This window comes from Bacillus sp. FSL R5-0286, assembly GCF_038593245.1.
Taxonomy (GTDB): domain Bacteria; phylum Bacillota; class Bacilli; order Bacillales; family Bacillaceae; genus Bacillus; species Bacillus altitudinis.
Map to the genome: position 1 here is coordinate 1,355,257 of NZ_CP151977.1, position 24,746 is coordinate 1,380,002.

General features: G+C 39.6%; 28 protein-coding genes. 20 read left to right on the forward strand and 8 right to left on the reverse strand.

Annotated features, from left to right (window positions below; translation table 11 throughout):
- Window positions 1–86 precede the first annotated feature (86 nt).
- The gene (locus NST24_RS06850; RefSeq protein WP_342462476.1) at window positions 87–1,913 is read left to right on the forward strand and encodes a PAS domain S-box protein; all 1,827 of its coding nucleotides are present in this window, start codon (window positions 87–89) and stop codon (window positions 1,911–1,913) included.
- Between the two features lie 25 nt (window positions 1,914–1,938).
- Here the strand turns inward: NST24_RS06850 and NST24_RS06855 are convergent, their stop codons facing one another.
- The gene (locus tag NST24_RS06855; protein WP_007498694.1) at window positions 1,939–3,111 is read right to left on the reverse strand and encodes an aminotransferase A; all 1,173 of its coding nucleotides are present in this window, start codon (window positions 3,109–3,111) and stop codon (window positions 1,939–1,941) included.
- 294 nt (window positions 3,112–3,405) lie between these two features.
- On the opposite strand from NST24_RS06855, the gene NST24_RS06860 reads away from it, so the two are divergent.
- A complete protein-coding gene (locus NST24_RS06860; RefSeq protein ID WP_342462477.1) occupies window positions 3,406–4,290 on the forward strand; it encodes a cation diffusion facilitator family transporter in 885 nt (294 codons plus the stop codon).
- A gap of 64 nt (window positions 4,291–4,354) precedes the next feature.
- Here NST24_RS06860 and NST24_RS06865 read toward each other — a convergent pair whose 3' ends face one another.
- Window positions 4,355–4,507: a hypothetical protein gene (locus tag NST24_RS06865; protein ID WP_017367142.1), complete on the reverse strand. Its 153-nt coding sequence runs from the start codon at window positions 4,505–4,507 to the stop codon at window positions 4,355–4,357.
- Window positions 4,508–4,807: 300 nt separating this feature from the next.
- Here NST24_RS06865 and NST24_RS06870 point away from each other — a divergent pair, with 300 nt between their 5' ends.
- The 3 genes from NST24_RS06870 to NST24_RS06880 all read left to right on the forward strand — a co-directional run bounded on the left by NST24_RS06870 (window position 4,808) and on the right by NST24_RS06880 (window position 7,765).
- Complete coding sequence (locus tag NST24_RS06870; RefSeq protein WP_045035146.1) at window positions 4,808–5,347, forward strand: RDD family protein; 540 nt, start codon at window positions 4,808–4,810, stop codon at window positions 5,345–5,347.
- A gap of 125 nt (window positions 5,348–5,472) precedes the next feature.
- Entirely contained in the window at window positions 5,473–6,783 is a 1,311-nt protein-coding gene (locus NST24_RS06875; RefSeq protein ID WP_007498688.1) for an MFS transporter, read from the forward strand.
- Between the two features lie 73 nt (window positions 6,784–6,856).
- Entirely contained in the window at window positions 6,857–7,765 is a 909-nt protein-coding gene (locus tag NST24_RS06880) for a chemotaxis protein (protein WP_024719666.1), read from the forward strand.
- Between the two features lie 36 nt (window positions 7,766–7,801).
- On the opposite strand, the gene NST24_RS06885 is transcribed toward NST24_RS06880, so the two are convergent.
- Together NST24_RS06885 and NST24_RS06890 are read right to left on the reverse strand one after the other, a co-directional pair.
- Window positions 7,802–8,263 carry a YkyB family protein gene (locus tag NST24_RS06885; protein WP_007498684.1) on the reverse strand — a complete coding sequence of 154 codons (462 nt, stop codon included), beginning with the start codon at window positions 8,261–8,263 and terminating at the stop codon, window positions 7,802–7,804.
- A gap of 477 nt (window positions 8,264–8,740) precedes the next feature.
- The gene (locus NST24_RS06890; protein WP_008348016.1) at window positions 8,741–8,956 is read right to left on the reverse strand and encodes a hypothetical protein; all 216 of its coding nucleotides are present in this window, start codon (window positions 8,954–8,956) and stop codon (window positions 8,741–8,743) included.
- Between the two features lie 167 nt (window positions 8,957–9,123).
- Here NST24_RS06890 and NST24_RS06895 point away from each other — a divergent pair, with 167 nt between their 5' ends.
- Window positions 9,124–9,300, forward strand: coding sequence for a hypothetical protein (locus NST24_RS06895; protein WP_340959700.1), 177 nt, complete (start codon window positions 9,124–9,126; stop codon window positions 9,298–9,300).
- Between the two features lie 147 nt (window positions 9,301–9,447).
- Here NST24_RS06895 and NST24_RS06900 read toward each other — a convergent pair whose 3' ends face one another.
- The 4 genes from NST24_RS06900 to NST24_RS06915 form a co-directional block, all read right to left on the reverse strand.
- Window positions 9,448–10,800: an IS1182 family transposase gene (locus NST24_RS06900; protein ID WP_096880954.1), complete on the reverse strand. Its 1,353-nt coding sequence runs from the start codon at window positions 10,798–10,800 to the stop codon at window positions 9,448–9,450.
- A gap of 138 nt (window positions 10,801–10,938) precedes the next feature.
- The gene (locus NST24_RS06905; protein ID WP_234879695.1) at window positions 10,939–12,216 is read right to left on the reverse strand and encodes an MFS transporter; all 1,278 of its coding nucleotides are present in this window, start codon (window positions 12,214–12,216) and stop codon (window positions 10,939–10,941) included.
- Between the two features lie 73 nt (window positions 12,217–12,289).
- Window positions 12,290–12,787: a L,D-transpeptidase family protein gene (locus NST24_RS06910; RefSeq protein WP_073414335.1), complete on the reverse strand. Its 498-nt coding sequence runs from the start codon at window positions 12,785–12,787 to the stop codon at window positions 12,290–12,292.
- Window positions 12,788–12,943: 156 nt separating this feature from the next.
- Window positions 12,944–13,801 carry a metallophosphoesterase gene (locus NST24_RS06915; RefSeq protein ID WP_342462479.1) on the reverse strand — a complete coding sequence of 286 codons (858 nt, stop codon included), beginning with the start codon at window positions 13,799–13,801 and terminating at the stop codon, window positions 12,944–12,946.
- Window positions 13,802–13,940: 139 nt separating this feature from the next.
- Here NST24_RS06915 and fadH point away from each other — a divergent pair, with 139 nt between their 5' ends.
- From fadH to NST24_RS06985, 14 genes are all read left to right on the forward strand, one after another.
- On the forward strand, window positions 13,941–14,705 hold the full coding sequence (fadH, locus tag NST24_RS06920) for a 2,4-dienoyl-CoA reductase (protein WP_061418951.1): 765 nt from the start codon (window positions 13,941–13,943) through the stop codon (window positions 14,703–14,705).
- 64 nt (window positions 14,706–14,769) lie between these two features.
- Window positions 14,770–15,990, forward strand: coding sequence for an EAL-associated domain-containing protein (locus NST24_RS06925; protein ID WP_024719569.1), 1,221 nt, complete (start codon window positions 14,770–14,772; stop codon window positions 15,988–15,990).
- Window positions 15,991–16,252: 262 nt separating this feature from the next.
- Window positions 16,253–17,149 (forward strand): manganese catalase family protein, encoded by an 897-nt coding sequence (locus NST24_RS06930; protein WP_335352726.1) that lies wholly within the window; start codon window positions 16,253–16,255, stop codon window positions 17,147–17,149.
- 184 nt (window positions 17,150–17,333) lie between these two features.
- Window positions 17,334–17,576, forward strand: a complete 243-nt coding sequence (locus NST24_RS06935; protein ID WP_003212254.1) for a DUF1797 family protein — start codon at window positions 17,334–17,336, stop codon at window positions 17,574–17,576.
- A gap of 139 nt (window positions 17,577–17,715) precedes the next feature.
- Window positions 17,716–18,231 carry a ribonuclease H-like YkuK family protein gene (locus NST24_RS06940; protein ID WP_024719568.1) on the forward strand — a complete coding sequence of 172 codons (516 nt, stop codon included), beginning with the start codon at window positions 17,716–17,718 and terminating at the stop codon, window positions 18,229–18,231.
- A 149-nt stretch (window positions 18,232–18,380) separates the two neighbouring features.
- Window positions 18,381–18,572, forward strand: coding sequence for an antirepressor AbbA (gene abbA, locus NST24_RS06945; RefSeq protein WP_008347999.1), 192 nt, complete (start codon window positions 18,381–18,383; stop codon window positions 18,570–18,572).
- Between the two features lie 146 nt (window positions 18,573–18,718).
- Window positions 18,719–19,162: a cyclic-di-AMP-binding protein CbpB gene (gene cbpB, locus NST24_RS06950; protein ID WP_007498671.1), complete on the forward strand. Its 444-nt coding sequence runs from the start codon at window positions 18,719–18,721 to the stop codon at window positions 19,160–19,162.
- A 96-nt stretch (window positions 19,163–19,258) separates the two neighbouring features.
- Window positions 19,259–20,140, forward strand: coding sequence for a LysR family transcriptional regulator (locus NST24_RS06955; protein ID WP_039168691.1), 882 nt, complete (start codon window positions 19,259–19,261; stop codon window positions 20,138–20,140).
- Window positions 20,141–20,235: 95 nt separating this feature from the next.
- A complete protein-coding gene (locus NST24_RS06960; RefSeq protein ID WP_342462480.1) occupies window positions 20,236–20,643 on the forward strand; it encodes a DUF4275 family protein in 408 nt (135 codons plus the stop codon).
- A 190-nt stretch (window positions 20,644–20,833) separates the two neighbouring features.
- Window positions 20,834–21,310: a flavodoxin gene (locus NST24_RS06965; RefSeq protein WP_008347992.1), complete on the forward strand. Its 477-nt coding sequence runs from the start codon at window positions 20,834–20,836 to the stop codon at window positions 21,308–21,310.
- Window positions 21,300–22,193 carry a hypothetical protein gene (locus NST24_RS06970; protein ID WP_047946368.1) on the forward strand — a complete coding sequence of 298 codons (894 nt, stop codon included), beginning with the start codon at window positions 21,300–21,302 and terminating at the stop codon, window positions 22,191–22,193. The genes NST24_RS06965 and NST24_RS06970 overlap by 11 nt, the downstream gene beginning before the upstream one ends.
- A 16-nt stretch (window positions 22,194–22,209) precedes the next feature.
- Window positions 22,210–22,668, forward strand: a complete 459-nt coding sequence (locus tag NST24_RS06975) for a flavodoxin (protein WP_008347989.1) — start codon at window positions 22,210–22,212, stop codon at window positions 22,666–22,668.
- A 109-nt stretch (window positions 22,669–22,777) separates the two neighbouring features.
- The gene (dapD, locus tag NST24_RS06980; RefSeq protein WP_008347987.1) at window positions 22,778–23,488 is read left to right on the forward strand and encodes a 2,3,4,5-tetrahydropyridine-2,6-dicarboxylate N-acetyltransferase; all 711 of its coding nucleotides are present in this window, start codon (window positions 22,778–22,780) and stop codon (window positions 23,486–23,488) included.
- Window positions 23,489–23,522: 34 nt separating this feature from the next.
- Window positions 23,523–24,701: an N-acetyldiaminopimelate deacetylase gene (locus tag NST24_RS06985; protein ID WP_045034211.1), complete on the forward strand. Its 1,179-nt coding sequence runs from the start codon at window positions 23,523–23,525 to the stop codon at window positions 24,699–24,701.
- Window positions 24,702–24,746: the final 45 nt, after the last annotated feature.

A 24,746-nucleotide genomic window follows, 5' to 3' on the forward strand; every position in this document is an offset into this window, starting at 1 on the left:
GAGGAAAATACGGTTTTTCTAGCGAATCCTTTTTATACATCAAACTAAGGACAACCCTAAAAAAATTAAAGGAGGGTCGGACGACGATGGAACAAAAAATGAAAGATTCGAATCAGCTGTACTCGAATATTGATTTACATGCCGTTCTTTCTTCTAATGGCCGCTTTCTCTACATTTCTTCCAATTGTAAGCAGCTTTTGCTCTATGAACAAAAGGATTTACTAGGGTGTTTTTTGAAAGACTTTGTTCATACCGAAGATCAATTTCTCGTCGAAAGTTATTTCTATAATCAGCACATGCTAGAGATTTGCCACTTTAGACTGCTTAGAAGTGATCTTACAGCTGTATGGGTAGAAGCAAGCATTGATTTTGTAGCTTGTGATGGGTTAGACAACGATTTAAGTAGAGAAATGATCCTGAAAATGAGGGTAATGAATACAGAGCCTCAAAAAGCAGCATTTCAACCAACAGAAGTGTCAGAACAGCCGTTAGGCAGTCTACCGGCTTTCCAAGATGTCAGTGAAGCTGAAAATCTGATTGCCATGCTGCCAAATCCGTTATGTATTACGGCGCTTGGGAAAATTGTGTATGCCAACGATGCGATGCTGCAATTAATGGGTGTATGTACAAAAGATGAAATGATCGGCAAGTCTGCGTTTGATTTTATTGCCGAGGAGTACCATGACATTGTGAGAAGCCGAATCAAAAGACTGCAGCAAGGCCTTCCAGTCGGAATGATTGAACAAATATGGAAAAGGAAAGACGGGAGCATGATTCATATTGAGGTGAAGTCATCTCCGGCAATTTATCAAAATCAACGGGCAGAACTTTTACTATTAGTGGACATCTCTTCCCGTAAAAAATTTCAAACCGTTCTTCAAAAAAGTAGAGAGCGGTATCAGCTGCTTATCCAAAATTCTATTGATACCATTGCCGTCATCCACGATCATAAATGGGTATTTATGAATGAATCAGGTATTAAATTATTTGAAGCCGAACATTACGATAAATTAATCGGAAAAGATATCTTTCATCAAATCCATTCATGTGATCAGCAAAAAGTCAAAAAGAGCTTATCACGTATAATCGAAAGAGCATCAGATTCTGAGATTGTGACGATGAGCTGCCATACGTTTAAACACCGGTTGATTTATACAGAAATGGTGTGTATCCCTACCACATTTTTTGGTGAAACAGCCGTTCAAATTATTTTAAGAGATATATCTGAACGAAAACAGACAGAAGAACTCATGCTGCGCTCTGAAAAATTATCAATCGCAGGTCAATTGGCAGCAGGCATTGCACATGAAATAAGGAATCCACTGACGGCGATTAAGGGCTTTTTACAGCTCATTAAACCAAAAACAAAAGACCGTGATCAATATTTTGAAATTGTCTTCTCTGAGCTGAGCCGGATTGAAATCATCTTAAGTGAGCTACTAATGCTTGCGAAGCCGCAGCAAACAGCATCTATGCAGACGCTTGATTTGAAAAAAATCATTAGCGAAGTCACCGCTCTGCTAGAAACACAGGCCAACTTAAATGGAATTTTGATGAACACAAGTGATATCGAGGAGGATCTCCTGATGAATGGGGATCAAAACCAGCTGAAGCAGGTGTTTATCAATTTAATCAAAAATGCCGTCGAATCCATGCCGGACGGAGGGAAGGTAGACATTACCGCCAAAGCCGAAAAAGAAGGGATACTTGTCACGATTAGAGATGAAGGAATTGGTATTCCTGAATCGGTCATGAAGCGGATCGGCGAACCTTTTTTAACGACAAAAGAAAAGGGAACAGGGCTTGGGCTCATGGTGACATTTAATATTCTAGAAAATCACAACGGAACCATCCGGGTAGATAGCGATCCAGAGAAAGGGACTGTGTTTCACATCATGTTTCCCGCAAAATAAAAACAACGGCAAGAGAGCCGTTGTTTCATCCGTCTATTGATTGTATGGAACGCTTTTCAAGAACAAATTGTTCGAGACGGTCAAGTCCTTCTTTTAACGTTTCAAGTGAATATGCATAGGAAAGGCGCACATATCCTTCTCCGAGTGAAGAGAAAGCAGAACCAGGTACGACCGCAAGTCTTGTACTTTCTAACAACTCCATGCAAAAATCAAATGAACTCATCCCAAACGATTCAATGGAAGGGAAAATATAAAAAGCGCCGGAAGGCTTAATGACCGGAAGCCCCATAGAAATGAGTCGATCATATACATAGTCGAGTCTTTTCTTATATTGCTCTCTCATGATCAGTGCATCATCCACACCATTTGTCACTGCTTCAAGTGCCGCCTTTTGTGAGATAGCCGAGGCACAAGACACGTTATATTGATGTACTTTTAATACATGTTTAGCAATAGGAGCGGAAGCAAATAAAAAGCCGATTCTCCATCCGGTCATGCTATGAGATTTTGACAGTCCATTAATGACAATCGTCTGTTCCTTTAAGAAAGAAGCAATGGAATGATGCGGACGATCAAATGTCAGCTCACTATAAATTTCATCAGATAGAATAAAAATATCCTTTCCTTCAAGAAGCTGTGCAATTTCTTTCAATTCTTCTTCTAATAGCGTGACCCCAGTTGGATTTGAAGGGTATGGAAGGACAACACACTTTGTCTTTTCCGTTAATGCATCTTCAATCAGCTTGGCGTTTAATTTAAAACCGGCATTTGTTGTGTCGATATGCACAGGCACCGCACCGCACATCCGAATGATCGGTTCATAGCCAGGGTACACAGGGCCGGGCAGGATGACCTCATCGCCTTCAGTCAAAATGGTTCGAAACGCAGCATCAATTGCTTGACTCGCACCTGTTGTCACAATGATTTCTGTCTCTGCATCATAATCAAGATGGACTTTCTTTTTGATGTACTGCTGGATCGCTTGTCTTAGCTCTAAAAATCCAGCATTATGAGTATACGAGGTGAAATTCTCGTCAATGGCTGTTTTGGCAGCTGTTTTGACATGATGCGGCGTATAAAAATCGGGCTGACCTATGGTCAATGAAACGACATCCTCATATGAAGATACGAGATTTGAAAATGTTCGAATGCCTGAAATTTCAATATCCTTTACTCTTGGATTCAGCAAATGCTCCATTTCTCATCACCTTAAAAATTTATGTTTTTATCCTATTTTACCATTCACTGCATAAATGTCACCTGCGGAAAGGCTTCGGATATCGTTATATGTAGTCTATTCTCCTATCCATCACAGCATGAGTGATATATGAAGAAAGAGCAACATTTATTATAGCGTAACCTGCTCGGAAAATACAGCTCTGCTTAAGATGATTAGAATAAGGCAAAACGGTATAAACTGAAAGAACGAGAGAATCAAGTCATGGGAATTGCTTTCACAGGCATACGATCTCCTGAAGGAGGACGATAATAGATGGATCAATCAGCAAAGACATCGAAAATAGCCTTTTTATCCGTCATGAGTAATACGTTTGTTGTGGTCCTTAAAATCATTGTAGGGGTGTTAACTGGATCTGTTGCGGTTTTATCAGAAGCCATTCACTCTTTTCTCGATTTAATGGCCTCTTTTATTGCATTTATCTCTGTTCGTATTTCAAGAAAGCCGGCAGATTCAAAACATCCTTATGGACATGGGAAAGTTGAGAATATTTCTGGAACGATTGAAACTTTGTTAATTTTTGTTGCTGGGATTTGGATCATTTATGAGTGTGTTCATAAATTAATGCATCCTGAGCCTGTTAAACTGCCGGTACTTGGTATTGTGGTCATGCTGATCGGGGCACTTATCAATTTTTTTGTGTCGAGAGTTGTGAACAAAGAGGCAGAGCGAGTACATTCTGTTGCCATGAAATCGAATGCACTGCATCTTTTAACAGATGTGTTTACGTCACTAGGGGTTGCCATTAGTTTATTGCTTGTTGCATTAACGGACTGGTATTTCCTCGATCCGATTATTGGAATGGTGCTAGCGCTCTATATTATGCGTGAAGCGTTTAAACTCATGAAGGAAGCCTTCCCGCCGCTTGTCGACGCCCGGTTAACCCCGGAAGAAGAACAAGCGATAGAGGCCATCATTCAAACATTCAGTCAAGAATTCATTGAATATCATGACTTTCGAACAAGACGATCCGGTGCTGAAGAATATATTGACTTCCATTTGATTGTTCATGGAAAAACAACCATTGAAGATGTTCATCAATTATGTGATCGAATTGAAGAGAACATTCAGCAGGCGTTTCCGCATGCACAAATCTTTATTCATGTAGAACCTGAAAGTGAAAGAAGCACACAAACGTAAAAAGGCGATACCACCTCTTTGAAGGTTGTATCGCCTTTTTTTACGCTTCATCTATGAAATGAAATCAATATCCATAAGCAGTATCGTAATCTTCATACCAAGAGATATAAGCAGCATCTTCATTAGATAAACCATGTTTCATATCTAAAAAATCAGCTTCGCAAATATCTTCAATCACAGTCATTTCGTTGTTCTTTAATAGTACGACAGTTCCCATCATGAACACCTTTCTTTAAAAAATCCTTGACTATTGTACCATGTGAAACGTGATTGTCAACAGAAGAATCGAAATGAGACAAAAATATCACAAAATGTTAAAAAATCAGGCGTTGAAAGAACTAGATGTGCCATAATTTCTGTGAATTTTCAGTATTTATTCACATAAATCATCATTGAAAAATGATCTAAAATTCATGTAAAAATGTAAAGCTCCATTGATCTTGCGATATTCATAAGATATAATAACGAATGATTATAAGAAATTTATAGAAAACATACATAATAAAGGAGAAATAGGATGGAAACAAACATGTCAGAAGCACCTATTCAAGAAGAAAAACATCCTGAACTAGCTGGTGTAGGTTATCGTTTTCTTGCTCATCTTTTAGACGGTGTCATTATTAGTGTACCATTTTCATTCATTGTATTTATTCTCGCAACACTCTTTTTTGTCTCAAGCCCTGAGGCGGCATTTTTAATGTATGATGATAGCTATTACTATTCTTCAACGGTGATCACGGATGAAGAATGGGCAGTCATAATGGGCTTTATCTTTTTCTATGGCGTAACGATTTTAGTCGGTATCGCGGTGACTTGGCTGTATTATGCGATCATGGAATCATCAAAGCTGCAAGGAACTCTTGGTAAAATGGCTCTTGGAATCAAAGTGACAAAAGTAACGGGTGGAAAAATAACATTCGGGCGCGCGACAGGCCGCTTTTTTGCAAAAGGCTTTTTGTCTCCAATCTTATGTATTGGCTACATCATTGCGTTTTTCACAGAAAAAAAACAAGCACTTCACGATTTGATTGCAAGTACCATTGTCGTAAAGAAATAATGAAAAGAAGCACCTCTGCTAAATAGTAAGGGGTGCTTTTTGTATAGATTGCTTGTATGGAAGAGGGAAACGTCACATAAAGTAGAATGATAGTGAAAATAAAAGCAGAGAAGGGAGTCAATCTATTGAAAAGAGGGAAAATGACCGTTCAGAAAAAAGGGGCAAGCTTCGGGCTCTTTTTCACCGCACCTGTTTTGGCCTGGGCATTGTATGATTTTGCAAATACGATATTTTCATCGAATATGATCACCATTTTCTTCCCATTTTACTTGCAGGAGACGATAGGCGACAGTGCGAGGATGGATCAAATCGCCAGTACATTTATTTCTTATGCGAACGCACTTGCAAGCTTTTTCCTCGTCATTTTTACGCCTTTATACGGTGTGCTGATTGATCGTACAGGGAAAAAGAAGCGGTATATCACGGTGTTTACCCTGATTTGTATTGCCTGTACCTTTATGATGGGGATCTTTGCTGGGATTGATTTCTCAAGCGAATGGTTTGGTCTTCCTGTCTCCTTATTGGTGGTGGTTACCTTGTTCGTCATCGCCAAATTTTTCTATCACTCTAGTCTTGTTTTTTATGACACCATTTTGCCCGATCTTGGGACAAAGGATGAAATCCCCCTCATTTCTGGATTCGGTATTGCTGTCGGCTATTTAGGTACACTTGTCGGCCTTTCTGTTTATTTACTTGTAGGAAATGACCAGTTTCATGAAGCATTTATTCCGACAGCCCTTTTATTCTTTCTCTTTTTTCTTCCCTTTCTCTTTATTATAAAAGATCCTCAACCTCTCCCGCAGCAAGAGAAAAAGGCGTCTTTTTTCAGCGGGTATAAAGAGATTATTCGTACGTTTAAAGAGATGAAGCAGTACAAACCGGCTTTTATTTTTATGATCGCTTTCTTTTTTATGAATGATGCGTTGCAGACAGCGATTGCGATGATGGCTGTTTATGCGAAAATTATCATTGGCTTTACGGCAGGTCAATTTATTTTGCTTTATCTTGTGTCCACGATTTCAAGTATCATTGGCTCGTTTCTATTCGGATATGTCACAAAGGCCATCGGGGCAAAGCGCTCGATTACAGTCGTGTATGTCATTTTAATTGTGGCGCTCATTCTAGCTGTGACAGCGACAACTGAATGGGTCTTCTGGGTAGCAGGCAGTCTATTCGGAATTTCACTTGGCGCAAGCTGGGGATCATCACGAATCCTCATTATTGAGCTGACGCCTAAAGAAAAACGAGGGCAATTTTTTGGTCTCTTTGCGTTTTCGGGAAAGGTGTCTTCAATCGTCGGTCCCATCATTTATGGCTCCGTCACACTGCTATTTGCAGCACATGGGAATCTCGCAAGCCGTCTTGCATTAGGGTCTTTGCTCATCCTTGCAGCCATAGGACTTGTGATTCATCAATTCGTACGAGAGAAAGCGTAAAGAAACGTCAACTTTTTACCCATGCTGCCGATATAAAAAGTACAATCTTATATTGAAGAATAGAGGGATTTCCGTGGCTTTAAACAAACAAGAAATTTTACTTGACTCTGGTACTAATGAATTGGAAATTGTGAAGTTTGAAATTGGTTCAAATCAATTCGGCATTAACGTCATGAAAGTAAGAGAAATTATTCAGCCAGTTGAGGTGACAGTTATACCGCACTCTCACCAAGATGTAGAAGGGATGATTAGTTTACGAGGCGAGATTTTACCAGTCATCAATCTATTTTCCTTTTTTAATGTCGAGTCAGATCAGTCAGAACAAGAGAAATACATTGTGACTGAATTCAACCAACGGAAATTTGTGTTCCATACAGGAACGGTATCACAAATTCACCGTGTCAGCTGGGAAGAGATTGAAAAACCAACTGCACTCAATCAAGGAATGGACCGTCATTTAACAGGGATCATCAAGCTTGACGAGAAAATGATTTTCCTTCCAGATTACGAAAAAATCATCTATGATATTGAATCCGCATCTGGCGTAGACACATATCATATGTTTGACGGTGAGAAAGACGAGAGAAGAACAGGGAAGAAGCTGTATGTTGTTGAAGATTCTCCGCTTCTCATGCGCTTATTAACAAATGAATTAACCGAGGCAGGCTATAAAAACATTGTAACCTTTGAAGATGGGAAACAAGCATATGACCATGTCATGGATCTTGTCAGTAAAGGCATTAGTGTGACAGAAGAAATTGATATGATTATTACAGATATAGAAATGCCAAAAATGGATGGACATCGATTAACAAAGCTGCTGAAGGACAATCCTTTAACACAGTCCATTCCAATTCTCATTTTCTCTTCATTAATTACGGACGATCTGCGTCATAAAGGGGAAACCATCGGTGCAGATGATCAAATTAGTAAACCAGAAATTCATCAGCTGATTGAAAAAGTAGATCATTTTATTATCTAAAGAAAAAAACCACTCGCTTTGAGTGGTTTTTTCTGTTTAAAAATAACTTTCCCCGAGCCGTTTGAAGACGGGTTTTGTATAATGTGATTTTTGTTTTGTGGCGGCAGGTTTTTCTTTTAAACCGACATACGTTTGAAGTATTTGTTTTGCTCGATTTAATGACATATTCGCTTTCGGATTGCGATATGATTGATTTAAATTTCCTAAGTGTGGCAAAAATTCGAAGTCTTCTTTAGTAGGTGGCAGATGAAAATAATAATCTCCGATTTCAATCAGCACGTCGGACTGTTGTTGACTATATCTGGGATTGTTAGAGAAATGTAGGCCCACTTTTCTTCCTTTACCTTCTTGCAATAGTTTTTGCAGCGCACGTTTTTTCAAAAGATAAAGAAACTTGGGATTTGGTGCGGTTTTAGCATGGCGGTTAACAGTATAAATGGCTTTTGCGATGTTTTCTGCTGTAGGTTCTATGTCTTTAGTATGAGCATAATCGTCCATTTTTTCTCTCCTTTGTCTTTCGTCTTCCTGTGCTTAGTATAAATTATACGTTTTTATTAGTAAATTGCAAATAGTCTTATTGTAAAAAGCAATGAGATTACATGGTTATTATTTAAAATAGCCAAAAATCATAATGTTGAAACCTTGCTGAAATTTGAAGAGGTCGACACATCTTTCTATCACTTTTATGATGAATGTCTCGCTGTTTTAGATGAAAAGCATACCATTATGTTAAATATTCAAGTGGTAGGAATTGGCTGAGCATTGGTAGAAGATGCAGTAGGGGTGCATAAGTTAAAAGATCGTTTGTTTTCGATCATTAGAGGATGTAGTGAAATGTATACAAAGTGAACTATCATAACAAGATAACTACCTATTTGAATCAATGGGTAGTTTATCAATGTATAGATGGTTCATCGTGTAAAATTTACCATATGCAAGACAATCAAAGTCGAACATATGGCTTAAAAACATGGACTATTTCGTATGGCTAGAATAAGCACAGTAAAAACAGCCGTTAAAATCAGTTTCACTCGTCATTTTTTTGGCTTCATCCATGGCGCTTTCACTGTTCATGTGTAAACCAATCAACGTACGGCTTGCTGCATCACCTAAAAATGCGCAGTCTTCTGTATGTACAACGTATTGTCCTTGATCATTTTTTGTATGAATAAAATAATAGCTTTTTAGCATACCCCTCACCTCCAACCTGACTATCCTACTATAAAACTTCCAATAATGTAAAGGTTTTTTATTAAAATTGTTGCAATTTTATGCACATTCCTTTTATTTCATAAAAAGGGAAATGTGTTATAAAATATGAAGATCAAAGTCAATGAGAACAGAAAGGACGGTTTAGATTGAAAGATATTTTAACGCCTTTATTGGTCGCTTTTGTCGTTGGAGGCATTGTGTACGTGATAGATGTTCAGCCGATTCATCCTTTTCTTCTTTTTCTCATCTTATTTATTAGCATTTATACAGTCGATAGAATCGTTCATTTTGCTTCAATTCATTTCGATGAGCAGAAAAAATAAGCGTCGTTTATGTTATTGCCATGAAAAAAGGACTTTCTATAGAAGAAAGTCCTCAGATTGTAGAGAAACTCATGTTTTTCTACAATCTTTTTTATTTTCATCGTAATGATGATGGATGAGATTGATTGAAAAAGGCCTCCCACACACCTAACCTAGCTTCGCTAGATGTGTGGCAATCTTCTTCATGTTCTGACAGGCAGCTGTGAGAAGAACTTGCTCACTCACATTTTGTTTTCCCCTCAACCGGCAGTAGCGAAGCCCGTGCAGTTGTTTTGAATCTGCAAAGCTTCGCTCTATTTTTTCTTTTCTTTTTTTATATAGCTCTTTTCCAGAGACAGATAGACGATTTTGTCTGATCTTTTCTTTATGTTCTTCCCATATGTGTCTTGAGATGACTTTTTGATGATTTTTCGACCTTGTGCATCTTTCAAGGAAAGAACACGATGCACATTTTTTAGGATCTGATTTGTAGAATCGATAACCCTTTCGATCAGTTGTTGTATATAATAGCTTCTCACCATTTGGGCATATGTAATGATCATGTTCAGAGTCATACTTGAATTTCCACTTCTCAAATAAACCTCTTGTTGGATGAAAGCGTCTATGTGCGATGACACCAAAAATACGGCGATCTGATAAACCTTTACAGATTGGGGTCGTCAAATAACCAGAATCAAGGGCAACAGCTTCTACTTGAAAACCAAATCGTGCGATTTGGTGATCCAACCGATCAAGATACGGAACAGAATCATGGACATTACCGGGCGTGATGTGGGCATCCGTGATGATATTGTACTTCATATCCGTTGTACGGTGGTCTAGGTAGAAAAAGCCTTCCGGTTTGTTTTCACGATAAAGATAGCCACTTTCAGGATCAGTCGTACTTTGACGAATGTCTTTTTCCGTTTTCACCTCCTCTTTTACCTTTAAGGGCTTTTTTCCGTGTGCCACCCGATCTTCTTGGATCGCTTCTTCTAAATCATTTATATAGTTCTGGGTATCTTGTTCAATCGTTTTTCTCATATATTTATGTTTATTGGCATTGGCTTTAAGATGAGTTGAATCAGTAAAAAGAACGCGGCCTCCTACCATATCATGATTGATAGCTTGAAGCACAATCTCGTCGAAAATGTCTTGAAAAATCGTTGTATCTTTGAATCGAGTACGACGATTCCAGCTAATGGTCGAGTGATGAGGAACGGGATCATTGATGTTCAAACCTAAAAACCATCTATACGCCATGTTATAGTAAATTTCTTTTTCAAGTTGTCTTTCAGAACGGATACCGTACAGGTATCCGATAAACATCATTTTGAACAAAATAAGTGGATCAAGAGAAGGACGACCTTTATTCTCGCTATAATACGGTCTTACTTTATCTACGATAAATGAAAAATCAATGTACTGATCAATTTTACGAAGCAGGTGATCCTCTTCGACCAGTTGATCTAGCAATACAAATTCAGCTTCGTGCTGAGAAGAATTTCTAGTGTGGAACATGAGAAAAACACCTTCCTTTAGTGGGCTTTTCTCTATTATAAAATGAGGAGATGTAAATTTTAAGGAAAAAAATAAAGCTGTCGAGATTTTCTCGACAGCCTGAGGACTTTCTATAGAAGAAAGTCCTTTTTGCTTCATCTATTGTACTCCCTGACCTTTTAATTCACGCTGTACATCTAAGTCAGCAGCTTCTCTGCTGAACTTTGGCAGTGTAATGAAGTAAAAAAGGAAGACGAGTAAAATAATAATACCCATTCCGTAATAAATGTAAGAAACATTGGTGATGAGCTTTGGAAATAACACGGCAATTAAACCTAGCGTCATTGATTGTGCAAACATGGTGAGCGGATCAACCCACCCTGATACGCGTCCCATCAGACGAGGATGAACAATTCTTGGGAGCCAGCCTCCAATGACAATGTTGACTGGACCAATACATGTACCAATGACAAATGATGTGACATAAAATAACCATAATGTATGGGTAGAACCAAGGACAAAAATTAAAATACCTGCAACTAGAATTGGAATCGACATGAGATATTGCATCTTTACCTTTTTCGCAAGAATAGAGCCAAGTAAGCTTCCAACTAGAAGTCCGGCACCGATTGCGATCGTAAAAAAGGATGTATGCAGTTCAAAATGGTCCGGTGAAAGACCGTATTTCATTGTAAACATCGGAAGAACGGCAAATGCGCCATTCACAAGACCAAAAACAAAAAAGCCAAAAATTAAAGAAGCCAATAATTTATTTTTTAAAATATAGAGAATGCCTTCTTTAAAATCTTTTAGAGACGTTTTAACGGTCATGCCTTTCCAGCCTGCTTGTCCATTAGGCTGTCGTGCTTCAATTGGAATATTGCATGATCGAATGAGAATACCAGAAATAATAAAACTGACCAAATCAATGGTAATGGCACCGTGAAGTCCAATCGTTTTATACATAATGGCACCAATTCCAACACCAAATACCATAAACAAACTAAACAGCATCTGATTTAAACCAGCAGCTTTTGCATATTGATCTTTATTTAAAATGGCCTGAACGAGAGAGGCTTCAGCTGGATAGAAGAACTTCGTAATGGCACTTCGTATAAACAAGATCAAGAAAATAAGCGGCAGTGAATTAAAATAAATGACGATAAATAAAACGATCGTCAGCACAGCTCGTATCCAATCACAATTCTCTGCGACTTTTTTACGATCAAAACGGTCTGCGACCACACCGACCATAAAAAAGACAAAGATCGTAGGCAGTGAATACATTAACTCTGCTAAAGTGGCGTAAGCGGGCTGATGACTAAAATGGTCGAGCAAATAAAAGGCAAACGCCATATTGCCTACTGTTGTCCCCATTTGCGAGGCAAGTGCTGCAAAAAAGAGACGAACAAAATTTCTGTTTTTAAAAATATCCATAAATACGCTCCTTAACCTGAAGATCCCACTTTCTATCATATAAAATTTTAACCATTCGTACAATTAATTTCTCCTACTGGCTAATGGTCACAGGTGTTCCATTTGGAACAATTGAAGCAAGTTCGATAACATTCTGATTGTACATGCGAATGCACCCTCTAGACACAGCTTTACCAATTGAAGACGGGTTATTCGTTCCATGGATGCCATAATGAACTTTTGAAAGGCTCAGCCAATAGGCGCCAAAGGGACCTCCTGGGTTTGGCTGTCTGTTGACAATATAATAAGAACCTGTTGGTGTCATGTTTAATATTCTGCCGGTTGCAATCGGGTATGAGCGCAAGAGCTGTGATCCAGAAAACAGCACGAGACGTTTCGCTGAAATTGACACAGATATGCGGTAAGGGATCGTGTTAGGATCCGGTAACCCAGGGATGATGATGACTTCATTTTGTTCTGGCTCGCGGGCTTGAAGTGACGGATTTGCAGCCTTTAAATCCTCTGTCGTTGTTCGAAAATCAAGTGCTATAGAAGCAAGTGTTTCTCCACTTTTTACCGTGTATCGCAGCACGAAAGCACACTCCTTTTACTCAAATAAAAGAAGCCATGATCCCCGCCTCACATATACTATATGGACGGGATCAGGCCCAGTAAGGTTTCTCCTAACATTTGTCATGAGAATGATCTTTGTTTATACATATGCAGGAAAAGGTGATTTGGCTTCTCTTTACACGTGAGATGTTAAGGTGAAAAAAGTGATTTCAGGTTTGGCTAAAAACCGAAGCGGCAGTCTAGTTGTCCCAATCCCTCGGTTGACATAGATACGGTGCTGATAGCTACCGTATAAGCCTTCAACATATGTACGCCCAAAAGGTGCTGTGAGAATCGGTCCATAGAAAGGAAGCTGTATTTGACCACCATGCGTATGCCCAGAAAGCTGCAAGTTAATAGGTGTTGTTTCAAACTCTAGTGCGGCATCAGGCTCATGCACAAGCAATAACGTAAAGAGATCAGCAGAGACTTCTTGTTTGATGTAATGGTAATCAGGCATACTCATCATGAGATCATCTAGTGTAGCAATCTGTATCCGTCCGCCTTCTTTTTCTAAGTGAAACACTTCATTTTTACATAATGTAAAACCGCAAGCTTTCATCGTTTCCTCATATAGATCAATGCCAAATGGTCCGTAGTCATGATTTCCGCATATGGCAAACTTTCCAAACGGAGCATCAAGCTTAGACAAAGAGGATTTGGCTTTTTCATGTTCTTTAATCGATGATTCAAAATCAACAAGATCACCTGTAAACACAATGAGATCGGGAGATGCGGCGTTGATCTTTTGGACAACAGTCTCTAAATCTTTTGCCGGGAATGTCTCACTTAAATGAACATCACTAAATTGCGCAATTTTAAACTGGTCAAAAGAAGCCGGTAGCTGAGCATCATGAATGGTGAGTGATACGGTGTCGATCATGCGCGGCTCAATGTACCGAGCATAGCCATAACCGGATGTGGTTGCCAAAAGCCCGAGAATACTCGCACCAGCTGCTCCTTTTAAAAACTGCCTACGGGAAAGTTGCTTCATATAAGACTCCTTTAAAAATAAAATTAAGTATAGCATGATTTTTGATGAATCTCCCATATGGTGTATGGAGGGGAAATCATGATATGATAGATAGATAATGAATGAATAGTCATTCAAAACACACAAAGGGGGAGAATAAATGACGAAGCAAACAGTGATTGTCACAGGAGGATCAAGCGGAATGGGAAAGGCGATGGCGACTCATTTGGCACTCGGGGGCTGGAATGTTGTGATTACTGGAAGAACAGAAGAGACCCTTGAAACAACGGCAAATGAAATCAAACAGCAAGGTGGTTCGATCGCTTATTTTCCAATGGACGTGCGACATCCAGAAGATGCTGATCAAATGGTGAAGTTTGCGGTAGATACATTTGGTGATGTGGATGCACTTATTAATAACGCGGCAGGCAACTTTTTAGTTCCAGCAGAAAAACTGTCTCCTAACGGCTGGAAAGCGGTCATTGATATTGTGCTAAATGGCACCTTTTTTTGCAGCCATGCAGTGGGCAACTATTGGATTCGTCAAAAGAAAAGCGGAAGTATGATCAACATGGTCGCCACATATGCATGGGGGGCTGGTGTTGGTGTAGCGCATTCAGCAGCCGCAAAAGCAGGCGTACTGTCGCTTACCCGAACGCTTGCAGTCGAATGGGGAAAGCAATATCGGATTCGCGTAAATGCCATTGCGCCGGGGCCAATTGAAAGAACAGGTGGTGCAGATAAACTGTGGGAATCAGAAGAGGCTGCCCAAAGAACATTAGATAGTGTTCCGCTCGGTAGACTTGGCACACCAGAAGAAATTGCAGAACTTGCGAGTTTCTTATTATCTGAGCATGCATCTTATATTAATGGAGATTGTATCACGATGGATGGGGGGCAATGGCTCAACCAATCACCATTTTGAATGACCGTGTAAGACCTGCTTTTGATATGGTATAATCACACAAAGAGAGAAGCAGGTGATGAAAATGGTCGATCCATTGGATATTTTAACGAATATTGAAGATGTTTTCCCGCACTATCAAGCGATCTTCAGTGCGGAGGAACAAAAAGTGATAGGCTATGAGATTCTTGGAAGAATGAAGCTTGAGTCGGGAACAGTTAGTCTAGGCTCCTTCTTTACGGATTCATCTATTCCTGACGAATATAAATTGGAAGTAGATCACAAAGTATTAAGTCAAGCGCTTGATCTCTTCACAACCGCAGATGAAGATTTGCTCATCTTTATTAATCATGATGCGAATGTCCTCATGCTTGATCATGGCGAAAGTTTTTTAGAACTTTTAAAAGAATATGAAGCAAGGGGTATTCAGCTTAACCGGTTTGTCATTGAAATTACTGAACATACGTTTAGCGGCGACATTGAACAGCTTTACCATACGTTAACGTATTATCGTACATATGGGATCAAAATCGCCGTATCTAATATAGGAAAAGAAAGCAGCAATCTTGACCGGATTGCTCTGCTTTCACCTGATCTATTAAAAATAGATCTACAGGCTTTAAGGGCTTCGTCTCCATCTCCTTCCTATGAATATGTGTTATACAGCATTTCACTTCTTGCAAGAAAAATAGGAGCGGCTTTAATCTATGAAGACATTGAAGCGAATTTTCAGCTGCAATATGCATGGAGAAATGGCGGAAGATATTTTCAAGGCTTCTACCTTCACGAGCCTGCCGCACAATTAATTGACCGTAACAAACGAAAAGAGCAGCTTAAAGAAGAATTTCAACAATTCATTGCCCATGAGAAAAAGAAACTCCAAGCTGTCTATGAACATTCTGAAACCTTTTATAAGCGAATTCATCAAGCCGTCAGTACGTTAAAAAAATCATGCAGCACAAATGATGAACTTATACAAAAACTGGCACTTGAACTAACCGATTGCAGCTTTCGCATTTATATGTGTAATGAAGAAGGGTTTCAAATCACTGGAAATGTGTTTAAGAAAGAGAAAGAATGGCTGTTTCAGCCAGAGTATATAGAGAAAAACTGGAGCTGGCGCCCTTATTTTCTAGCAAATATTCTTCAAATGAGAATTAGCGGAAAAGGATTTTTCAGCGATATCTACAGTGATTTAGAAACTGGAGAACGAATACGTACGTTTTCTTATCCGTTAGAGGGAGACGTGTATTTGTTTGTAGATCTTCCGTATGCTTATCTATATGAGCAGGAAGGATTAATTTAAAAGCAGCCGTCATGGCTGTTTTTTTTTATTAGAAAAAAGATAGAAAAAATGGTTGACAATGAAACTGATAATCATTATCATTTAGTTATAGAGAGAAGCTACTCTCTGTTCCCCAACCCCTCTATCAGATCAAGATCCAAAAAACTTGGCGCTACCCCCGCCAAGTTTTTTTTGTGCGCCAATCATTCCCTTCATGCATAGGACATCCCAATTCATCCATACACCTTAAATGATGATAGTTAGACAGTAGGAGGGAAAAGTCATGATCAAACGTGACAAGCGGCTGCTGATTGATTTACCAATGCCAAATCACCCAGATGCAAATGGTGCAGCGGCTGTGCAAGAATTACTCGGCGGAAAATTTGGTGAAATGTCCACATTAAATAACTACATGTTTCAATCGTTTAACTTTAGAGGGAAACGAAAGCTCAAACCATTTTATGATCTTGTATCAAGTATTACAGCTGAAGAATTCGGTCATGTAGAGCTTGTGACAACTGCAGTCAATCTCATGATTACGGGAACCACCCATGGGGGCGATCCAGATACGACCCCGATGAAAGCGGCTGTTGATAAACGAAATACGCAGCATTTTATCCAAACGGCACAAACAGGCTATCCGTTTGACTCCATGGCAAAGCCGTGGACAGGTGAGAATGTGTTCTCAAGTGGTAATCTGATTCTGGATCTTCTTCATAACTTCTTCCTAGAGTGCGGAGCTCGCACGCATAAAATGCGTGTATATGAAATGACGGATCACCCTACGGCAAGAGAAATGATCGGTTATTTACTTGTCAGAGGCGGCGTTCATGTTGTGGCGTATGCAAAAGCCCTTGAGGTAGCGACAGGGGTAGATGTTGGGAAGATGCTGCCAATTCCAAATCTCGACAATAAATACTTTGACTCTGCAAGAAAGTTTGAAGATCAGAATATTCATACAAAACTGTATACATTTAGTGATACGGATTATAAGGATATCAATCAAATTTGGAAAGGAAACCATCCGATTGATGGAAAGCCGCTGACAGTTATTGAGGGCACGCCAAAAGGTGCACCCGTGCCAGATTATAGAGATTTGCCGGAAGAGTTTGCTCCAGGTATTTCGAAAGAAGATTTTGACGAAATTGCGAAACGCCTGATGAGATCGGCCGGTTTATAAAAAACAAGATGCATGAGAAAAGAAAAAAGACTCAAAATAAAAAAACAGATTCTTTTTCTTTTTTTGAATTCAAGAGGAAAAATATCATCTGAGAACACTTTATGGTATGATGCTTTGTAGGACTTGTGTATAATCAATACGGGTTCATCTTGAGTTGTTTTTTTGAAAGGAGTCTTTTTTTAGAATGTCACAATTAATGGGTATCATTACAAGGCTGCAAAGTCTTCAAGAGACAGCAGAAGCTGCAAACGAGCCGGCACAGCGTTATTTCGAAGTGAACGGTGAGAAAATCTGTAGTGTTAAGTATTTCGAAAAGAATCAAACGTTTGAATTGACTGTTTTTCAACAAGGGGATAAGCCAAACACTTTCCCATTTGACAACATTGATATGATTTCGATTGAGATTTTTGAGCTTCTACAATCCTAAGCTGAATCGTATGAAATGTTTTTTCTAAGAATTCCTTCGTTGATTGCGGAAGCATACACTTCATAAGTGATGAACAAATGGAAGATGATCATTCAGTGCAATATTCGGATAAGAGACCATTGAAAAGGAGTTCCTTTCTGTGAGTGATTCTTTTTTCTTTAATCTTTCTGAAGAGCATTTAGCGTTTTCTGATGTTGTCATGAGAATGAAAGACTTTATTCAGAAAGACCCGAGATCTGTTTATGTACTATCAATTGGTACGGACTCTCAGGTCAATCAGAATGTCACAAGATTTATGACTGCAATTCATCTTCACCGGATCGGCAAAGGAGCTTGGGGCTGTCTCACGCAGCAAGTGTTGAATCGGCCTGTACAAAGTCTTAGAGAAAAAATTTCATTAGAGACAGCGTTTAGCCAAAAGGTATGTGCAGACATCCTTGAGGGACCTTTAACAGAACTGATGGATTTGCTTCTTCCGTTTGCTGAGGAAGGGGCAGACCTTCGTTTTGAAGTCCATCTAGATATTGGCAAAAAAGGAAGTACAAAAGAGCTGATCCAGGAAATGACCGGAATGATCACAGCCATGGGAATTGAAGCAAAAATAAAACCCGACTCATACGCAGCATTTTGCTACGCCAATCGATACACAAAATAAATTCCGTCATTTTTCTCCAAACGTTGTCGAAACGTGCGGTTGACGATTCGATTCTAGTTCCTTATTCTAGCTGTATAGAGAGGAAGCAGACATTCAAACGCCTGCTAATCAATATAAAAGCATATATGAAACAGGGGGCCTGATGTTGAATGAGCGTCATCGAAAATCGTTTTAATGAAGAAGAGAAAAAGCTATTATTAAACGTATTACTGAATCAGGAATATGCTGTCGAATTACTAAGCAGTGAGATCAATGATATAGAATGTGGAACAAAAAATGTCGACGACAATACGTATAAGAAATTGATCACATTGTATGACAGAGTAAGGTTTGAGAATTAATATCGATTGAACATTCTATTAGATACTCTACGCTGAGTATCTTTTTTATGCAGAAAAAAATCTTTCGACAAAATTCGTTTTAGTTTATGCTTAATGTTAAAGGGGAATGTATGATTGATGATTGAGAGAAAAGGGGTCGAAGAAACATGATAGAGATAGAACCGGCTCAATTACTTGAGTCAACAGTAGCTGAGCATATGATTGATGCAGATAAAGTGGCACACGTTCAAATTGGAAATAATCTTGAGCACGCCCTATTGGTCCTGACAAAAACAGGATATACAGCCATACCTGTTCTGGATGCTTCTTATCACCTTCATGGGTTAATTGGAACAAATATGATCATGGATAAAATCTTTGGCTTAGAACGAATTGAATTTGAAAAGCTCGACCAATTGAAGGTAGAAGAGGTCATGCTATCAGATATTCCAAGACTGAAAACGACGGATCCTGTTTTAAAAGGCGTTCACGCTGTGACGAATAATGGATTTGTTTGTGTGGAAAATGAAGAGCAAGTATTCGAAGGAATTTTCACTCGGCGTGTTGTATTAAAGCGCTTAAATGAAGTCATTCATTCCGCAAAAAAATGAGCTGCAGCCCAGCTTATTTTTTTTGCCTTCATAAGCTATTATTTATATAATGACTATATAAAATAAGAAAAACTTATCAAGAGAAGGAGGGCGTTCATGCAGCTTCAAGAGTTACATATGCTTGTTGTACTTAGTGAGGAATTGAATATGAGAAAGGCTTCAGAGCGGCTCTTTGTCTCTCAGCCTGCCTTATCTCAAAGGCTGCAAACGATTGAAAAAGAGTGGGGAACCAAAATCTTTTTTCGTTCACAAAAAGGCTTGACAGTCACTTCAGCTGGCGAACAGATTATTCAATTCGCCAAAGAGGTCACGACTGAGCAGGATCGAGTGCGAGAGAGAATTGACGAGCTTGAAGGAGAAATTCACGGTACACTCAAGCTTGCAGTTGCGTCCATTATTGGTCAGCACTGGCTGCCAAAGGTGCTGAAGCGGTATGTTGAGAAATACCCAAATGCCAAAGTATCTCTTGTGACAGGCTGGAGCAGTGAGATGCTTAAAAGTCTGTATGAAGACCATGTCCACATTGGCATCATTCGCGGGAATCCTGATTGGAAGGGCACAAAGGAATACTTAATGACCGATCATTTATATTTAGTCGATTCTGTCATCAAGGACGTGGATGAGTTAATTGAGACAGAACGGCCGTTTATTCAATTTAAAAGTGATAGCACCTATTATCAAGAAATTCAGCACTGGTGGCATCAAAAGTTTAAAGTGTCGCCAAAACAGACGATTCTTGTGGACCAGATTGAGACATGTAAACAAATGGCCTATCACGGTATCGGCTACGCCATTTTGCCTTCGGTCACCTTATATGATCATGAGAAAAGTGTACACAAAACCCCGCTCGTAGACGCAAATGGAGAGCAAATCGGACGTGACACGTGGCTGTTAGGATATGAAGCCTCTTTTCAGTTAAAACAAGTTCAAGCATTTGTTGGTGTGGTGAAAGAAATGCTTGAAAGTGAGGCAGTGTAAGTACTTCTAGAAGAGGAGGTGCTTTTTAGGATAAGTGGTTTGATTCGGTTTCTAATAGATTTATCTACTAAAAAAGCAGAAAGCTGGAAGAAATGATGAGAAATCAACAAAAAAAGAAGATGGATATACCGAAGGGGGGAACTTATTTACGCGAGAGATGGCGTGGACGTTTTGCAAGTCATCTTTCTTTAGAAGAACAAAAAGAGATTGGGATGGATGGTTTCCTATGGCACTTATGTAGCTGGGGAAAAGTTGAATGCCTTGAAAAAGAGGCAGCGATAAACGCCTTTCATCAGCAATCAAAGCATACATGTACTATTTTTTATCAATTTGCTCAAGAAGCGTATCTGTTTGAAAACGCCGCTGACCTGTCAGTGAAGGAATTTCCATATACAGACGGACACATGGACTATAGCGATCTGTATGTCATGGATTGGGAAGAAAATTGGACATTTGTGATGACGCACGAAACCGATTGCGGTCCATATTTTATTCAGAAATAAAAAAACGAGTGACATAGGGTCACGATCAATTAGAGCCGCCTTCCAATTGGAATGAGCGGTTTTTTGATGTACGTCATGTTTATTTTGAACAGCACCTTTTCATAAAACATTTGACAATGAAAATCATTATCATTTAAAGTGTACATATAATAATTGAAAATGATTATCATTTAGATGAGGTGACCAATAGATGAAAGCACTAATTGCATTTGCGAGTATGTCTGGCAATACGGAAGATATGGCAGCGATCTTAAAACAAACGCTTGAAGGAAAAGGGATAGAGACAGAGATGATGGAATTTGACGACACAAGTGCAGAAGATCTTTCTTCATACGATTATGTCATGATCGGCTCTTACACATGGGGTGACGGTGATTTACCTTATGAAGCTGAAGATTTTTATGAAGAGGTCTCAGCACTTGAACTTAGTCACATCAAAGCGGCGGTATTTGGATCAGGCGATTACAGTTATCCGAAGTTTTGCGAGGCTGTTCATACCTTTCATGACATGCTGAAATCAACAGGTGCATCCGTATTTCCTGAAACATTGAAAATGGAACTTGCGCCAGATACAGATGAAGATGTGGCGTGCTGTGAGGAGTTTGCAACGAGCTTTTTAACGTGGGCATCATTGTCTGAGAAAAGAGTTGAAAATCATGTTTCATAAAGGTGCGACAGCTGTTGCTGCGTCTAAAAGTGGCGGCTACTTTGTTGCTGTCAAACGAGAAGGTATTTTTCATTACAGTGTGGAGGGCGGATGGCAGCAGCTTTTTAAGCTCAAGCATAAAATCCATGCTATCAGTTATATTGGTCCGTATTTGTTCGGAGTTGGTGAAAATGGAACTGTCATACGCTCAGGAGATGAGGGCCATACGTGGGCGCTATCATCTTTTCCGACAAATGCAGTTGTTTGGTCTATTACAGGACGCAAAGATGGGTTTGTATGCGCACATGGAAAGCATAGTATTTATGTGTCAACCGATTTCGGAATTTCCTGGGAAATTATGAAGCCATTTGCTCATGTAAATCAGCCCCCTGTGATTCGCTCATTATGTGTAGCCGGTGATTATCTTTATATTGGAACACAAATTCATGAGGTGCATGGAGGAATATGGGTGTATGACTTCCAAAGTGAACAGGTTTTTCTCCTAAACAGAGAAGAGCACCGAATGACTGCTTCTATGCTGCTTTGCGGGGAACACCTCCTTGTCTGTGCGTTGGGCTCTAAAAAAGGGAAAAGAGGATCTGTTCAAATTTTAGACTTACATACAAATATGCTGCATGATATTCAATCACAAGCTTTTGCGCGAGAGGAATCATTTTTGGATGTGTCAGAGGATAACGGCATTGTGTACGTGACCACCTCACAGGATGAGCATGGATTTTCTAAAGTGTATCAGCTTGATATAGAGCAAAAAGAGCTCAAATGGTTTGATACGATCAAAGGGCATGGTTTTCGTGTCGCCAATCAAAAGGAGAATTTTTTCTGTGCGGGTTTATATGAAAGTAAGTTTGTCAGGCCTTATGAGGAACCTGCACTGATTCATTAATAAGGAGGAAGAAAAAGTGACGAAAAAAGTTTTATTGGTGTATGCCACAATGTCAGGAAATACAGAAGCAATGGCTGATTTAATCGAAAAAGGATTAAAGGAAGCTGGTGCTAGCGTGGACCGGCATGAAGCGATGGATATTGATGCTGAACTTCTTCATGATTACTCGCACATTCTGTTAGGTGCATATACTTGGGGAGATGGTGATCTTCCAGATGATTTTATTGATCTATATGAGGAAATGGAAGAGCTTGATTTGACGGGTAAAGCATTTGCTGTATTCGGTTCTGGAGATACATCTTATGAACATTTTTGCGGAGCTGTGGATTTAATTGAAGAAAAAGTGAAGGAGCTGGGCGGTGATATCGTCCTACCATCCATCAAAATAGAGCTGAATCCAGAAGGAAACGAGGAAGAGGAATTGATTTCTTTTGGGAGACAATTTGTTCATCTTCACCAGCAAGAAGCGGGATAAAGAGGCCCGCTTGTTTTATTTGCCAAGGCGCAGACAATTCTTTCACTTGTCATTAAAACTCTCCTTTGGTACAGTAATGAAGTATAAATTAAGAGGAGGACATACATACATGAAACAAATGGACGCTAATGAAATTATTTCATTTATTCAAAATAGTACAAAATCAACACCTGTTAAAGTCTACATTAAAGGGGACTTAGAAGGTATTGAATTTGGTGAACATGCAAAAACATTTATCACAGGTAACACTGGTGTTGTCTTCGGTGAGTGGAGCGAAATTCAAGAAGCTCTAGCATCAAACAAAGACAAAATTGAAGATGTTGTCGTGGAAAATGACCGTCGTAACTCTGCGATTCCTATGTTGGATTTGAAAAACATCAAAGCACGTATTGAGCCAGGTGCAATCATTCGTGATCAAGTGGAAATTGGCGATAATGCAGTCATCATGATGGGTGCTTCTATTAATATCGGTTCAGTCATCGGTGAAGGTACGATGATTGATATGAACGTTGTTCTTGGCGGCCGTGCGACAGTAGGTAAGAACTGTCATATCGGTGCGGGATCTGTTCTTGCAGGTGTTATTGAGCCGCCTTCTGCTAAGCCAGTTGTAGTAGAAGATGATGTTGTCATCGGTGCAAATGCTGTTGTTTTAGAAGGTGTGACCATTGGGAAAGGTGCAGTTGTAGCAGCTGGAGCGATCGTTGTGAACGATGTCGAGCCTTACACGGTTGTAGCAGGTACACCTGCAAAGAAAATCAAAGACATTGATGAAAAAACAAAAGGTAAAACTGAAATCAAACAAGAACTGCGTCAGCTTTAATTGACACAATTCGCAACTGAAGACATAGACGTGGATGATATATCCACGTCTTATTCGTATAGAGGAAAGGAAGCGAGTTCACTTGTTAAATCGTGAGCAATTAATATCCATTCGAAGAGATTTGCACCAAATTCCTGAGCTTGGTTTTAAGGAATTTAAAACACAAGCTTACCTCATCAAGCATCTCGAATCGTACCCAACAGATCGAATCGAGATGGAAACATGGCGGACTGGACTTTTTGTGAAAGTAAAAGGGACAAATCCTACGCGCGTCTTTGCGTATCGTGCAGATATGGACGGATTATCTATCCCTGAAGAAACGGGCTACCCATTTCAATCGGTACATGAAGGCCACATGCATGCATGTGGACATGATCTTCATATGACCATTGCTCTTGGTATCATTGATCATTTCGTGCATCAGCCAATCAAAGAAGATCTGCTATTTATTTTCCAACCGGCAGAAGAAGGGCCAGGCGGAGCTGAACCAATGCTTGCAAGTGATGTTCTAAAAAAGTGGACGCCAGACTTTATTACAGCGCTGCATATTGCACCTGAATATCCAGTCGGCACGATTGCAACAAAGCCGGGCCTATTATTTGCTAATACGAGTGAGCTTGTGATCGATCTTGAAGGAAAAGGCGGGCATGCCGCATACCCTCATTTAGCAAATGATATGGTGGTGGCTGCAAGTGCACTAGTAGGGCAGCTGCAATCGGTGATTTCACGAAATGTGGACCCTCTTGATAGTGCCGTCATTACAGTTGGCACGATTACAGGTGGCACTGCTCAAAATATCATTGCGCAGCACGCAAAGCTGGATGGAACCATTCGCACGCTCTCGCCAGAGTCTATGGAAAAGGTGAGAAAACGAATTGAAGCACTGGCAAAGGGAATTGAAATTGGCTACGAATGCAAGGCGACAGTTCGATACCCTTCAGCTTATTACGAAGTGGACAATTCAAAGGATTTGACAGAGGAATTTATGTCATATGTAGCCGAAGAAGGGCTTGCGAATGTCATTGAATGCAGAGAAGCGATGACAGGAGAAGATTTCGGCTACATGCTGAAAAAATACCCTGGGTTCATGTTTTGGTTAGGGGTAGATTCAGAATATGGACTGCACCATGCCAAGCTGACTCCTGACGAAAATGCGATTGAAACAGCTGTGAACGTCATGACGGCTTATTTTAAAAAGCAAGCAGGTGAATGAATAATCAAATGACCTCCTGTACACCTTATGTACAGGAGGTGTTCT